Annotated in this window: 11 protein-coding genes; 5 read left to right on the top strand and 6 right to left on the bottom strand. The window is 35.6% G+C overall.

What is annotated here, in order from left to right:
- The first annotated feature begins 116 nt into the window (after positions 1 to 116).
- Positions 117 to 2,204 (top strand): ATP-dependent DNA helicase RecG, encoded by a 2,088-nt coding sequence (gene recG / locus M2372_RS24790; RefSeq protein ID WP_115971916.1) that lies wholly within the window; start codon positions 117 to 119, stop codon positions 2,202 to 2,204.
- 592 nt (positions 2,205 to 2,796) lie between these two features.
- Here recG and M2372_RS24785 read toward each other — a convergent pair.
- The 4 genes from M2372_RS24785 to dapA form a co-directional block, all read right to left on the bottom strand.
- Positions 2,797 to 3,243, bottom strand: a complete 447-nt coding sequence (locus tag M2372_RS24785; RefSeq protein WP_123321733.1) for a response regulator — start codon at positions 3,241 to 3,243, stop codon at positions 2,797 to 2,799.
- Positions 3,236 to 3,817: an AraC family transcriptional regulator gene (locus M2372_RS24780; RefSeq protein WP_123321734.1), complete on the bottom strand. Its 582-nt coding sequence runs from the start codon at positions 3,815 to 3,817 to the stop codon at positions 3,236 to 3,238. The genes M2372_RS24785 and M2372_RS24780 overlap by 8 nt, the downstream gene beginning before the upstream one ends.
- A gap of 293 nt (positions 3,818 to 4,110) precedes the next feature.
- Positions 4,111 to 4,614 carry a GNAT family N-acetyltransferase gene (locus M2372_RS24775; protein ID WP_115971919.1) on the bottom strand — a complete coding sequence of 168 codons (504 nt, stop codon included), beginning with the start codon at positions 4,612 to 4,614 and terminating at the stop codon, positions 4,111 to 4,113.
- A 137-nt stretch (positions 4,615 to 4,751) separates the two neighbouring features.
- Entirely contained in the window at positions 4,752 to 5,624 is an 873-nt protein-coding gene (gene dapA / locus M2372_RS24770) for a 4-hydroxy-tetrahydrodipicolinate synthase (protein ID WP_115971920.1), read from the bottom strand.
- Positions 5,625 to 5,818: 194 nt separating this feature from the next.
- Between dapA and M2372_RS24765 the strand changes: the two genes are divergently transcribed.
- From M2372_RS24765 to recO, 4 genes are read left to right on the top strand one after another with little or no spacing between them, the layout of a single operon-like run.
- The gene (locus M2372_RS24765; protein ID WP_115971921.1) at positions 5,819 to 6,577 is read left to right on the top strand and encodes a 5'-nucleotidase C-terminal domain-containing protein; all 759 of its coding nucleotides are present in this window, start codon (positions 5,819 to 5,821) and stop codon (positions 6,575 to 6,577) included.
- Complete coding sequence (locus tag M2372_RS24760; protein WP_123321735.1) at positions 6,577 to 7,527, top strand: bifunctional UDP-sugar hydrolase/5'-nucleotidase; 951 nt, start codon at positions 6,577 to 6,579, stop codon at positions 7,525 to 7,527. Before M2372_RS24765 ends, M2372_RS24760 begins: the two co-directional genes overlap by 1 nt.
- 1 nt (position 7,528) lies before the next feature.
- Positions 7,529 to 9,784 (top strand): T9SS type A sorting domain-containing protein, encoded by a 2,256-nt coding sequence (locus M2372_RS24755; protein WP_185018998.1) that lies wholly within the window; start codon positions 7,529 to 7,531, stop codon positions 9,782 to 9,784.
- On the top strand, positions 9,784 to 10,470 hold the full coding sequence (gene recO / locus M2372_RS24750) for a DNA repair protein RecO (RefSeq protein WP_123321736.1): 687 nt from the start codon (positions 9,784 to 9,786) through the stop codon (positions 10,468 to 10,470). The genes M2372_RS24755 and recO overlap by 1 nt, the downstream gene beginning before the upstream one ends.
- Before the next feature lie 63 nt (positions 10,471 to 10,533).
- Here recO and M2372_RS24745 read toward each other — a convergent pair whose 3' ends face one another.
- Both M2372_RS24745 and M2372_RS24740 read right to left on the bottom strand, forming a co-directional pair.
- Positions 10,534 to 13,209, bottom strand: a complete 2,676-nt coding sequence (locus M2372_RS24745; protein ID WP_123321737.1) for an MGH1-like glycoside hydrolase domain-containing protein — start codon at positions 13,207 to 13,209, stop codon at positions 10,534 to 10,536.
- Between the two features lie 95 nt (positions 13,210 to 13,304).
- Positions 13,305 to 14,114 carry a glucose 1-dehydrogenase gene (locus M2372_RS24740; protein WP_123321738.1) on the bottom strand — a complete coding sequence of 270 codons (810 nt, stop codon included), beginning with the start codon at positions 14,112 to 14,114 and terminating at the stop codon, positions 13,305 to 13,307.
- Positions 14,115 to 14,166 lie beyond the last annotated feature (52 nt).

Genomic DNA, 14,166 nt, shown 5'->3' with positions numbered 1-14,166 from the left:
CTTATACAACTTAAGACTTTCAATTTTTTTTGGAAGTCTTTTTTATTTTCCCGAAATTCGAGCCTTTGTTTTTCATACAATATTCGATTCCCGAAATTCGGGCCTCAGATTAAGAAATGACTTTAGAAACATCCATAGAATATGTAAAAGGAATAGGTCCGGAAAGAGCCAAACTCATTAAAAGCGTGTTGGGGTTATCCACTGTAGAAGACATGCTGAACTTCTACCCTATCCGCTATCTGGATAAGAGTAAACTCTACAAGGTTTCCCAACTCCATGAGGAAACCAGCCAGGAAATCCAGTTTAAAGGAAGAATTACCCAGGTTCAGGAGATTCAGACCGGAAAAACTAAAAGACTGACCGCTAAATTCAATGATGATACGGGAAGTATGGATCTTGTATGGTTTCAGTATTCCAAATGGCTGAAGGAACAGCTTCCTATTAACCGCGAAGTTTATATTTTCGGAAAAATTAATGTTTTCAACCGTCAATTTTCCATGCCACATCCTGAGATTGAGGTTGAGGAAAAAAAGGAAGGAGAAGTCAGGCTTAAGCCTATTTATCCAAGTTCTGAAAAACTGACCAAAAGAGGACTCAATCAAAGGTTCTTTCAGAATGCTCTAAGAAATATCTGCAGGGAAATTCCGAATCTTATTGAAGAAAACTTTCCTGAATATCTGATGAAAACATTCAAATTCATGTCCAGACAACATGCTTTTCTGAATGTACATTTCCCAAAGGATTTAGAACATTTTGACCAAGCAGATTTCAGACTGAAATTTGAAGAATCATTCTTTTTTCAGTTGGGATACGGTTTAAAAAAACTTCATCATAAAACCCAGTCACACGGCAACCCTTTTCCTATTATAGGAGACTATTTCAATGATTTCTATGAAAATTATCTTCCGTTCGAACTTACCGGTGCTCAAAAAAGAGTTTTAAAGGAGGTCAGGATGGATATGAAAAAGCCGATTCAGATGAACAGGCTTTTACAGGGTGATGTAGGCTCAGGGAAAACCATGGTAGCTTTACTAACGATGCTTATTGCGATGGATAATGGTTTTCAAAGCTGCATGATGGCTCCTACTGAAATTCTTGCCCAGCAACATTATAACGGAATAAAAGATTTACTTGAAAAAACAGGAATTAATGTCCGGTTACTGACTGGCTCTACCAAAGCAAAGGAAAGACGAATTATTCACGAAGAGCTTGAAAACGGTACGCTTTCTATTCTTGTGGGAACGCATGCTGTGTTAGAAGATAAGGTTAAATTTAAAAACCTTGGGTTGGCTATTATTGATGAACAGCATCGATTCGGGGTAGCACAACGGGCAAAACTTTGGGCAAAAAATAAGATTCCGCCTCATATTCTGGTGATGACGGCTACACCAATTCCAAGAACATTAGCAATGAGTTTTTATTCTGATCTGGATGTTTCTGTAATTGATGAAATGCCTGTAGGAAGAAAACCGATCATTACAGCTCACAGACGTGAAAAAGACAGATTGTATGTATATAATTTCTGTAAAGATGAAATCAAGAAAGGAAGACAGGTTTATTTTGTGTATCCGTTGATTGAAGAGTCCGAAACATTAGATTATAAAAATCTGATGGAAGGATTGGAACATGTCATGGATTTTTTCTCCGACTACAATGTTACCATGCTGCACGGAAAAATGAAGCCGGATGAAAAAGATGCTGCTATGGCTTATTTTGCTTCAGGAAAGGCAGAAATCATGGTTGCCACTACCGTTATTGAGGTAGGGGTAAATGTTCCCAATGCTTCTGTAATGGTCATTGAAAGTTCTGAAAGATTTGGACTTTCACAGCTTCATCAGCTCAGAGGACGTGTAGGAAGAGGTGCTGAACAGAGCTACTGTATCCTGATGACTTCTGATAAATTATCTAAAGAAAGCAGAACCCGTATCAAAACGATGACAGAAACTAATGACGGTTTCAAAATTTCTGAAGTGGATATGCAGCTTCGTGGTCCCGGTGATATTCTGGGAACCCAGCAAAGTGGTGTGGTTGATTTTAAAAGACTGGATCTCATTAATGATTCTGCCATTATTAAAACAACAAAAAATACCGTTGATAGAATTCTTGAAGCTGATCCGATGCTGGCAAGACAAGATAATCTGATGATTAAAAATTACTACATAAAGTACTATAAAGGGAAAAATAAATGGAGTAAAATTTCATAAAAAAAACCGCAGAAAAAATTTCCTGCGGTCCCCTTATAAAACTGTTATTTAGAAGAAATTACTTTTGATCTGTTTAAAAAATTTATTTTAATAGCTAGATTTAATATTTTGTGATGTGGTGTGAAAATATCTATATATTACTTGAAGATAAACCTTCACTATTAAAATAAATTATAAAATAACAAAATGAATTATTTTTCCAACTTGCTTATTATAAAAACTAACTGTGTCTAGGTGGAGATGAGGGAATGAAACGAATAAAAAATATCTCCAACTATTTCAAGTTTTCATGATTGTACCGTTTTGTTTAAAGATCTTCTATGCTTTAAAATTGGAAATGAACATAATCCATTTTGTTAACATCGTTATTTATATATTATTATGCAGAAACAATTCCCATTCATTCATCTGTATCTTCATGTATATAATTAAATTTGTGTCACTAAGTTTACATTTACAAATGTCCGGATATTACTGTTCTTCTTTCTTATATTATTTTAATTATTAGTTATAAAATTTTCACTTCATAGTGAATATTATACATTAAATATCTTTTGTTTCTCTTAAATGAAAAACAAAAACAGTCTGTTTATCATACTTTAAGAATAAAATTTTCTTTATTCAATCCCGAAGTATGATATTGCCAGTTTATAGCAATAACTTCTGTAACGACCTTTTTTAAAGTTCCAAAATCTGAAGGTTTCTTCATACAGATATTGTTGCCTTTTACGAAGGCTTCTTCAATTTCATCTTCAGTGATTTCATCATCATAAATGGCCGTCACCATATTACTGAACTTTGGATTGGATTTCACTTCATCAATACATTCTACACTGCTTTTTTCAGGAATAGAGTACTTAATAAAAACAATTTCGGGAACTACAGCATCATCATTATTCAGATATTCCATCAGAGCTTTTCCATTACTGAAACATTGAACTTTTATAGAGATCTTCAGCTCTTTAAATATATTTTTAAAAAAAATTAAGGTGTTTTCATCGTTATCTGCTACAATTACGTTCAGAAATTCTTTATTCATACTGCATTTTAGGGTTTATTACCATGCTTTGGGCTCTTCTTCTTTTGCCAATGATCTTTTGAAACTGTGAGGGTGTAATTCCTGTCGTATTTTTAAACTGAGTACTTAAATGGGCCACACTGGAATAGTTCAGCTTATGGGCAATTTCGGTAAGGCTTTGTTTATTTCTTATAATCAGAGCTTTTGCATGCTCTATTTTCTGGAGAATAATAAAGTTCTCGATGGAAGTATAAGCAACTTCTGAAAATAGATTGGAAAGATATCCATAGCTGTGATTCAGTTTTTCAGAAATATAAATGGATGCTTTCACGGGAATAATTTCTTCAGAAAAGACAAGTTCCACAATGGCATCTTTTATTTTCTGTACCAAAGCCGTTTTCTGGCTTTCTATGATCTCAATACCATAATCACCAAGATTTTTCTTGAAAAGATTATGTTGTTCCTGAGTAAAAGGTTCATAGAACTCCACCTCACCGAAGTTCAGCAACCGGTATTTAAGCCCGTGCTCCTTCAGTTTTTCTTCCAATACCTTTTTACAAAGAGCATTGAAATCAAATTTAACGTACATTTTCATCCTGGTATAAGTAAGCCTATATTTTTAGTAAATATAATAATTTATTTCAAGTAAATGTGAAATAGAAGACTTTTTTTTAACATAATATATATACAAAAAAACTCCTGTATCCGAAAATACAGGAATTTAAACACTAAGGATGAAAAAAATATACTGATAAAAAGCTATGTCAGCTCAAAACCAAGCATATGAATGTATTGTTATAAGTGATTTGGTTCTGAAACAAAGATGATCTAAAAAAAGAAATCACCTGTTATAGAATTACAAGGTAAAGTTACAAAATTTTAAGTCAATTATTCGTGAATTAGAAATTCCATTAAATAATCATCCATTACAAACCCGTTTCCAATATCAAAAACACCCTCATCATATACCGTATAGCCCTGGGATTCGTAGAATTTTCTGGCAGCATTATTTTTATTGACATTGAGGATAATTCTTTTGTTTCCATTTTCAGAAACTTTTTCATTTAAAAACCGAAGGGCACCTTTCCCAAATCCTTTTCCTTTACTTTCCGGAACCAGATAAATGCGGTGCAGTTTGGTGGTCCTATCTTCATAATTGTGTTCATACCCGATAAATCCTTCGTAAGAATCATTATGTTCATCTGCAATAAGATAATAGTGATAATCAGGTTTTTCTAAATGGCTTGCAATTTCCTGTTCCGAATACATTTCAGAAAGCATATACTCCATTTGTTCTTCTGAAAGTATCTCTGCATATGCAATTACCCATGATCTTCTAGCAAGATCCTGAATCAGTGGGATATCTTCTCCTGTAGCTTTTATTAATTTCATATTTTATATACATTATGATTAAAAAAAGTGAAAAGTCGGAACTTTTCACTTTGTTATATTTATTTATCGTAAATGGATATGTTTGTAAGTAATTGAAAATTTAAAAAATCAATATCAACTCTTATCATTTCCATTCATTAGATTTTGGTCATTTCAGCCTTAATCTTAGCATAAAGCCCTTCTGATGCAGCAACTAAAGGAAGTCTAAGATAGTTTTTGATAATTCCCTTCTCTGCTAATACCACTTTAATACCGCAAGGATTTCCTTCTGCAAAAATGAGACGTGTAATTTCAACTAATTTATTGTGGATCTCATACGCTTCTTTCACTTTACCTTCAAGAGCGAATTGTACCATGGTTGAAAATTCTTTCGGATACCCCTGCCCGATTACTGATATCACTCCGTTTCCACCTGCCAATGTTACCGGAACAGTAAATTCATCATCCCCGGAAACTAATGAAAAGCCTTCCGGTTTCTTTCTCAGGATATCAAAATACTGTAGGATATTGGGTGCAGCTTCCTTAATCATGAATAGGTTCGGGAATTCACTTGCAAGACGGACCGTAGTATCAGCCTCTACATTCTGCCCTGTTCTGGAAGGAACGTTATAAATGATAATATTTTTCCCTGTGGAAGCTAAGGCTTTATAATGTTGATAAATACCTTCCTGATTCGGTTTATTGTAATATGGAGATACTGACAGTACTGCCTCAAATGCAGAAAGATCTGCTTCCTCGATCTGTTTCTTGACCTCAAGAGTATTATTACCGCCTATTCCTAAAACCAAAGGGAGACGTTTATTATTCACCTTAATGATATGCTCAATTACCTGTTTCTTCTCTTCGTCAGAAAGCGTTGCGGCTTCTGCCGTAGTTCCCAATACTACCAAATAATTGGTTCCGTTCTCAATGTTATATTCAACAAGTTTTGCTAAACTGTCGAAGTCAACGGATAAATCTTCATTAAAGGGTGTTATCAATGCAACACCTACTCCTTTTAAAATGCTCATCTGTTCGAATTATTTTTGTCAAATTTAATCATTTACCGTAAGAATTTGCAATAAATAATAATGTTTTATTATACATATAGTTATATTTGCATATACTAAAAGATAGTATGAAATTGCCATACCCGAAATTGTTTACAAAAAACTCAGAAAGAGCCGGCGATTACATATGACCTTATAAAAATAATTTGCAGCATATGAAAAATAAATTCTTGTTATTAGGAATTGTTCTGGTCTCTCTCACAGCATGCAAAACGGCTTCTGTGCCGCAGCTTGTGAATGTAAAGACTCAGAAAAATATTTCTATTAATAATGAGCTAAAAAATGATGAGGAGTTTGTAAAGTTTATTGAACCCTATAAGCTTAAATTGGATAAAGAGATGAACCAAAAGATCTCCCACACCAATGCAGATCTTACCAAACAGGGGGATAACAGCAATCTGGGGAATCTTTTAGCAGACTATACTCTTGAGGGCGGTGATGAATGGACGAAGACTCATCTTAAACAAAATGTAGATGCTGCTTTGATCAATATCGGAGGTATTCGTACTACTATTGGAAAAGGTGACATCATGCTCAAAAATCTTTTTGAAGTAATGCCTTTCGAAAATGAACTGATCATTGTAAAGATGAAAGGAGCTGATTTGCCGGGACTTTTTCAATATTATGCAAAAACGCAGGTCAACAATCCAGTCTCTCACTTATATATTGAAACCAAAAACGGACAGTTAACTCAATCTTTAATTAACGGAAAACAAGTGGATCCCAATAAAGACTACTATATTGCGACTTCAGACTATCTTGCTCTGGGAGGCGATAATATGAGTTTCTTTGCAAAAGGGGAATCTATTCCTACAGGCATTAAACTTAGGGACTTGTATATTGATTACTTCAGGAAAAATCCTGAAATCGTTTCTCCTACAGATGTTCGTTTAAATTTTATTGGTAAAAAGTAATGGATAGAAAAAGTTTTTTAAAAGCAATAGGTGGTGGATCTTTGGCAGTAGCTTTAGCTCCCAATATGATGATGGCGGAAGAATTAAACATTCTTAACTTAAAGTCCGCAAATAAACTGACCATCCTTCACACTAACGACCAGCACAGCAGAATAGAGCCATTCGATACAAGCTATACAAAAAACCCCAATCAGGGTGGTTTCGCAAGAAGAGCTCATTTAATTCAACAAATCAGAAATCAGGAAAGTAACGTATTACTTCTTGATTCAGGAGATATTTTCCAGGGAACCCCTTATTTTAATTTTTTTGGCGGGGAGCTGGAATTCAAATTAATGTCCATGATGAAGTATGACGCTTCTACTATGGGAAATCATGATTTTGATAATGGGCTGGACGGATTTTTAAAAGTTCTTCCGAATGCAAAATTTCCATTTATCTGTTCTAATTATGATTTTAAAAATACCATTCTTGACGGAAAAACTTCTCCCTATAAGATTTTCGACAAAAATGGAATCAAAGTCGGGATCTTTGGGGTAGGAATCCAGCTGGATGGTCTGGTAGGTAAAAAGCAATATGCCGAAACGGTTTATTCTAACCCAATTGAAGTAGCACAGCATTATTCAGAATTTTTGAAAAAAGACCAGAAATGTGATCTTGTTATTTGTCTTTCGCACATCGGATATGATTACAAGGATGAGCCTAATAAGATAAGTGATAAAATTCTGGCTGCCAATACAGAAAATATTGACATCATTCTGGGTGGCCATACCCATACATTCTTACCGGAACCTCAAACATTTACCAACAGACAGGGCAAAAATATTCTTGTCAACCAGGTAGGATGGGCAGGACTTCTTTTAGGTAGAATAGATTTTTATTTTGATACAAACAAAAACATAAAGCATATTTCCTGGAATAACCAGGCAATAGATAGCAGTATAATAGCATAACATGAAAAAACTCTCTCTAATTTCTCTTGGTATTTTAGCCTCCCTGCAGTTTACAAAAGCTCAGATCATTTCATCAAAAAAATGGGCAGATCTCTTTTCCTATAATAATGTCTTAGCCATGAAGGAAGACAATGGAAAAATTGTAGCTGCCACAGAAAACGGAATATTCTATTATACGATATCAACAGGAGAAATTACGAAGTTATCTAAAGCAAATGGTCTTCATAATATAGGGATAACAGCTTTTGATTATGATCCTAAAAGTAAAACAGCGGTTATAGGTTATGAAAATGGAGCGCTGGATGTGGTTACGCCTAATGAAGTAAAATATATTGTTGATATCCCTATCGCTGCTGGCTATAATGGAAATAAAAAAATTAACCATATTTCTATTTCGGGAGACAGAGCTGCAATTTCAGTAGGTTATGGAGTATCTATATTTAATCTTAAAAAGAAAGAATTTGCAGAATCTGCATTTTTCCTAAGTGCTGGAGTGTTTGAAGCCAGTAACGAAGCTACTATATTTGGAAACAAAGTATACTGTGTAACAAATTCAGGTCTGAAGAGTCACGAAATAAACAATACGTTCCCTGCGTACTCTACGTGGGTCACCGAAATTCCGGGAGCATTCAAACATATTGATTCCGAATCCGAATTAGCATTTTCTTCTGCCACGGCTGCATTTGTTTATAATAATGGAGCGCCAATACAGCTTCCGATCAATCTAGGAAACATTCAGGATGTTGTGGTAACAGACAATAATGTTGTAGTAACAGACAGTAGAGTATATACTTTTGGACTTAACGGAACTTATTCGAATGCTGTAGATTTTGGAGAACAGTGTAATACCTCTGTTGTAGCAGGTGGAAGAGTATTTGCCGGAACTGTACTGTCCGGGATAAAGGATGAAAGCAATAATTCATATAAACCATCCGGCCCACATTTTAATTTTGCCTATAAAATAAGCCTGTATGAAAATAACCAGATTCTGGTTTCCAGCGGGGCAAGAGCCGGAAGATATAATTATCCTGTAGAAAATCCTAAAAGGCCAGGTTTTTATTATTTTAATGGTACAGAATGGATCTACCCTTCCTATTTTAATACCTTTCCGGGAGAAATTGATTTATTAGATGTCATATTAAATCCTCTTGATCATAGTGAGGTGCTCTTTACAAATTATACTATGAAGAATCAGGGAATTTATAAACTGAAATATAATACAGCTAATAAAGACTTTGATTTTGTAAAACGCTATAGTGTGCAGGCTACAGACTATAGCCGACGAACTGTAGGACTTGCCACAGATACAAAAAACAACATTTTTGCAACCTTTGCTTTTAACGATGGAGGGCCAGCTGTAGCTATGTATGATAAAGCTGCCGATGACTTCGTTCTTAAAGTTTTCGCTTTTAAAAGCCCCGCAATACAAAAACCTGTAGCTTATGAGAACCTGTTATGGATTCCTTTACCAAGAGCTAATTCTTTCTGGATATATGATTATAAAGATGCTGTTAACCTTTCTGATGACAATGATTATATTTTAAAAGAATCCAATGGACTTCCTCCTAATTCAGGAGGAACAGTATCTGTAGCTTTTGATAAAGCGGGAGATGCATGGATTGGGACAGATAGTGGTTTAAGAGTTTTATCTAATGCAGCTAAAGAAATAACGGGTCTGGAACCTAAGGTTAATCCGATCATTATAGAACAAAATGGCCTTGGTGAAGAACTTTTCAGAGATTCCAGTATTCTTCAGGTGGAAGTAGATGGTGGAGATTACAAATGGGTTTCTGTTGAAGGTGGTGGTGTATACTATCTTTCTTCAGATGGTCAAAGGACCATAAAGCATTTTACAATGGAAAATTCACCTCTTCCTACGAATAGTGTTACTGATATAAAAGCAGATAAAAAGACAGGTAAAGTATATTTTGTAACTTATAACGGTATTGTAACTTATCAGAGTGATGTTACTGATGTAACATCCAATTTCGGAGATGTATTGGTTTATCCTAACCCTGTTGTGTATTCTAATTTCAAAGGGAAGGTTACCATTAAAGGATTAGCAGAAAAAACCAATATAAGAATCACAGATGCAGCAGGAAATGTTGTACATTCTGCGGTCGCAAGAGGAGGTTACTATGAATGGGATCTTAACAACCAGAAAGGAAGCAGAGTAGCTTCAGGAATTTATTTTGTATTAATGACCAACGAAGATGGTTCTGATAAAGCGACAGCCAAAATAGGCGTAGTCAATTAATGAATACACAAAGCGGTTTTTTACTTTCATTCATCAAATACGGGGAAAACGATGCTGTTCTGCATTGTTTTACAGAAGAGGATGGCTTTCAGTCTTATTTTCTAAAAGGAATTTATTCCCGGAAAAATAAAAAGAAAGCCTTCCTGCAACCCTTGAATAAACTTAATTTCTCCATTAGCCCTGTAAGAGGGAATGGAATACCTACGATCTCAAAATTTGAGCTGGTAAAAAGCAATGATACTTATGCTGATATCAAAGCCAGTACTGTCATATTCTTTATTTCAGATTTTTTGAACCAGATTCTGAAGCTCGAAAATAAAAACCTTACTATTTTCTTCAATATTGAAAGGTTTATTGCTGAGCTGGAACAACAAAACTATCAGTGTCATTTGCTGTTTCTGCTTGCCATCCTAAAAGTACAGGGAGTTGCTCCTTTAATAGGTGAGGGAAATTTTCTAGATCCGGAAACCGGAACATTTTCTACAGTTCCCGCGCATCAGGTATTCAGTGAAGAAATTTCAAGGATCTGGAAAAGTATTCTCTGTGCTGAAAACCTTTATAGTGTAAAAGTACATTCTTCCCTAAGAAAAGATTTTCTGGACAGTCTTTTGGTATATTATCATTATCATATTACAGATTTTCAAACGCCTGCATCACTAGAAGTAATACAGCAGATATTTGAATAGCTGGAAAAGTAGAAAGGTCACTAAAGGAATACTCAGCCTCCCTCTTCCAACTCCCGGCATTTCTTAATTTTCTTTACCTTTTATACCTTCAGCATTTTCCGGCATTTCCGTTTCAGATTCGGCGATTTCTTTTTTAGTAAATCTTGGCTGCAGGATTTTTGCGATAAGCCCTGTCCAGCCTGTTTGGTGGGAAGCTCCTACTCCACGTCCGTTATCTCCATGGAAATATTCATAGAATAAAATATAATCTTTAAAATCGGGATCGGTTTGAAATCTTTCATACTGTCCGTGTACAGCGCGTTTTCCGTGTTCATCCTTTAAGAATATCTTTGCCAACCGTTTATTTAAGGAGTCTGCAATCTGATCCAGATTAGAATATTTTCCGCTTCCGGTAGGATATTCAATTAAAAAATCAGGGCTGTAGTAGAAGAAAAACCGCTGGAGGCTGTCTATAATTAAAAAATTGATAGGAAACCAAACCGGACCCCGCCAATTACTATTTCCTCCAAATAATCCACTGTCACTTTCTGCAGGAGTATATTTTACACAGTAATCCGTTTCATTGAGATTCAGTGTATAAGGATTTTTTTCATATTCTTTAGAAAGGGCTCTTACTCCATAATCACTCAGAAATTCATCAGGATTCAACATTCTGGCCAGTAATCTTTTTAACCGATGCCCTCGAAGTAAAGACAAAAGGTGCTTGGAATCCTGTCCTTTTACTTCCCATCTTGAAACCAATGCTGCCAATTCCGGCTTATTATCCAATACCCATTTCATTCTTTTCTTAAAATTGGGTAAATTTTCAATCATTTCATCGTCTATTACCTCAACAGCGAACATCGGAATTAATCCTACAATGGTTCTCAGTCGTAAATACATATGAGTTCCGTCACTGGAAGCAATAGCATCATAAAAAAACTCATCTTCTTCATCCCAAAGGCTAAAATTTTCTTCTCCCATATTATCCAGTGAATTGGCAATGGCCAGAAAATGTTCAAAAAACTTCATTGCCATTTCTTCATATACATTATTGTATTGAGCAAGCTCCAAAGCGATCCGCATCATATTCAATGCAAACATGGCCATCCAGCTTGTACCGTCCGACTGTTCCAGCTGTTCTCCATTGGGCAAAGTAGAATTTCTATCAAAGACCCCAATATTATCAAGCCCTAAAAAGCCGCCTTCAAAAATATTGTTACCATTAATGTCCTTTTTATTTACCCACCAGGTAAAATTCATCAGCAGTTTTTGAAAAGCACTTTCCAAAAATTCAAGATCAGGCTTGTCTCTTAAATATTCATCAATTTTAAATACCCTGAAAACTGCCCATGCATGTACCGGAGGATTCACATCACTAAAGTTCCACTCATAGGCCGGAAGTTGTCCGTTCGGATGCATATACCATTCAAATAAGAAAAGTTTCAGCTGATGTTTGGCAAAATCAGGATCAATTAATGAAAAACTGATGGTATGAAAAGCCAGATCCCAGGTTGCATACCAAGGATATTCCCATTTATCGGGCATGGAAATAATATGCTCATTATTGAGATGTTTCCAGTCATAATTCCTGATTCTTTCACGCGATTTGGAAGGAGGGATCTCTGCAGGATCACCTTTCAGCCACTTTTCAACATTGTAATGGTAAAACATTTTGTTCCAGAGCATACCGGCAAATGCCTGTCTCTGCACCAGTTTTTCATCCTCTGACTGGATTCCTTTCTGGACTTCAGTATAAAACTCATCTGCTTCCTTATGTCTTGTTTTAAAAACAGAATTGAAATCACTGAACGGATCTTTTAAATCTTTATCTGAGATCCGGAACTCGTAGATTTTTGTTTCTTTAGGTCTAAAATATTCGTCTATAAAAAAGGACGCTTTTGTTCCTGTATTTTTAGGATTAATTGCCTGAGAATTTCCGGTCAGTATAAAATCATTAATTCCATCCTTACAATACCTGGACTCATTGGAAGACTGATACAGCCTTTGATTATTGGTCTCATTATTACAGAACAATGTTTTTGAAGATTGTTTTGCGTACAAATTCTTTATTTCAAGATCCTGATGATTTATCCTGATATGATTAGCTTCCTCAGCAGACAATTGAGGTTTATAGTCATCATATCCCCATTTCCAGGTGTTTCTGAACCAAACTGTTGGCAAAATAACAAGAGCTGCATCTTTTTCTGCTTTATTGACAATCGTTAACCTAATAAGAATATCTTCCTGGCCTTCCTTAGCATATTCAATAAAAATATCAAAGTATTCATTATGCTCCAGAATTCCGGTATCGATTAATTCATATTCAGGTTCATCCTTATTTCTTTCCGCATTCGTTTTTATCAAATCATCATAAGGAAAAGCATTTTGAGGATATTTATACAGCATCTTCATATAAGAATGCGTAGGCGTAGAATCCAGATAATAGAAATATTCCTTTACATCCTCACCATGGTTACCCTGTCCATTGGTAAGCCCAAAGAACCGTTCCTTTACCATTTTATCTTTTTTATTCCAGAATCCAACAGAGAATACAAGTTTCTGAAGATCATCACATATTCCACAGATCCCTTCTTCACCCCATCGGTAAGTTTTGGCTTCTGCCGTATCATGGCTGATATAGTTCCAGGCATCACCATTTTCACTGTAATCTTCACGAACAAGTCCCCATTCACGGTTACTGACGTAGGGTCCCCATTTTTTCCATGAAATATCTGAAACTCTTTCTTTTTCTGACATAAGCGTTAATTATGAGTAATGAGTAATGGATTTTACAACGTATTCACAAATTGGTAACAACGGTTACCAGACTTTAAATTTTAAACAAAGAAATCCTATCCGCCTGTAGAGAAACTCTCAAATGTTGTCATTCCACCATCGACGAAAATACTGGTGCCTGTAATATAGTCTGCAAGATCGCTGGCAAGAAATACAGCCAGGTTTCCTATATCCTGAGGTTGTCCGATTCTGTTATAAGGAATAAGGGTAAGAAGTGAATTGAGTGCCTCCGGTGTACTCCATACCTCTTTATTGATCGGTGTCTGAATGGCTCCCGGACAAATAGAATTGACACGAATCTTATCAGCACCATATTCCTGAGCTAATGTCTGCATCAGCATTCTGACCGCCCCTTTACTGGAAGCATAATTAGCATGCCCTGCCCAGGGAATGATTTCATGCACAGAACTGATATGAATGATCTTTCCACAGGCTATAGAACGGGACGGATCTATTCCCCGTCGGAGAAATTCCTTGATCGCTTCTCTTGCACAAAGAAACTGACCGGTGAGATTAACGCCTATTACCGCATTCCATTGGTCTAAAGTCATTTCAGTAAACTTAGCATCTTTCTGAATACCGGCATTGTTTATAAGGATATCTACAGTTCCAAATTCTGAAACAACCTCCTGAAACATACGAACCACCTGATCTTCCTGTGATACATCACATTGATAAGTAATCCCTTTTCCACCGGCATCTGTAATTTCTTTTAATACTGATTTTGCTTCATCCTGAGATCTTGGTGAAGAATGATTGACAATCACAACTGCTCCTGCTGAAGCCAATGATTTTGCAATGCCGGAACCAATCCCGCTGGATGCTCCTGTAACCACTGCTACCTGATTGCGAAGTGATATTTCCATAGTTGTAAATTGATGTTACTCAAAGTTATGGAAACAAATCAGCAGTAAAAAA

It is taken from the genome of Chryseobacterium sp. BIGb0232, assembly GCF_024810195.1.
Taxonomy (GTDB): Bacteria; Bacteroidota; Bacteroidia; order Flavobacteriales; family Weeksellaceae; genus Chryseobacterium; species Chryseobacterium pennae.
Note: the sequence above shows the minus strand (reverse complement) of the source record. Positions and strands in the feature narration are given on the sequence as shown.

Coding starts and splice junctions, on each gene's coding strand:
- recG (WP_115971916.1), top strand. CDS start 117: ATGACTTTAGAAACATCCATAGAATATGTAAAAGGAATAGGTCCGGAA.
- M2372_RS24785 (WP_123321733.1), bottom strand. CDS start 3,243: ATGAATAAAGAATTTCTGAACGTAATTGTAGCAGATAACGATGAAAAC.
- M2372_RS24780 (WP_123321734.1), bottom strand. CDS start 3,817: ATGAAAATGTACGTTAAATTTGATTTCAATGCTCTTTGTAAAAAGGTA.
- M2372_RS24775 (WP_115971919.1), bottom strand. CDS start 4,614: ATGAAATTAATAAAAGCTACAGGAGAAGATATCCCACTGATTCAGGAT.
- dapA (WP_115971920.1), bottom strand. CDS start 5,624: ATGAGCATTTTAAAAGGAGTAGGTGTTGCATTGATAACACCCTTTAAT.
- M2372_RS24765 (WP_115971921.1), top strand. CDS start 5,819: ATGAAAAATAAATTCTTGTTATTAGGAATTGTTCTGGTCTCTCTCACA.
- M2372_RS24760 (WP_123321735.1), top strand. CDS start 6,577: ATGGATAGAAAAAGTTTTTTAAAAGCAATAGGTGGTGGATCTTTGGCA.
- M2372_RS24755 (WP_185018998.1), top strand. CDS start 7,529: ATGAAAAAACTCTCTCTAATTTCTCTTGGTATTTTAGCCTCCCTGCAG.
- recO (WP_123321736.1), top strand. CDS start 9,784: ATGAATACACAAAGCGGTTTTTTACTTTCATTCATCAAATACGGGGAA.
- M2372_RS24745 (WP_123321737.1), bottom strand. CDS start 13,209: ATGTCAGAAAAAGAAAGAGTTTCAGATATTTCATGGAAAAAATGGGGA.
- M2372_RS24740 (WP_123321738.1), bottom strand. CDS start 14,114: ATGGAAATATCACTTCGCAATCAGGTAGCAGTGGTTACAGGAGCATCC.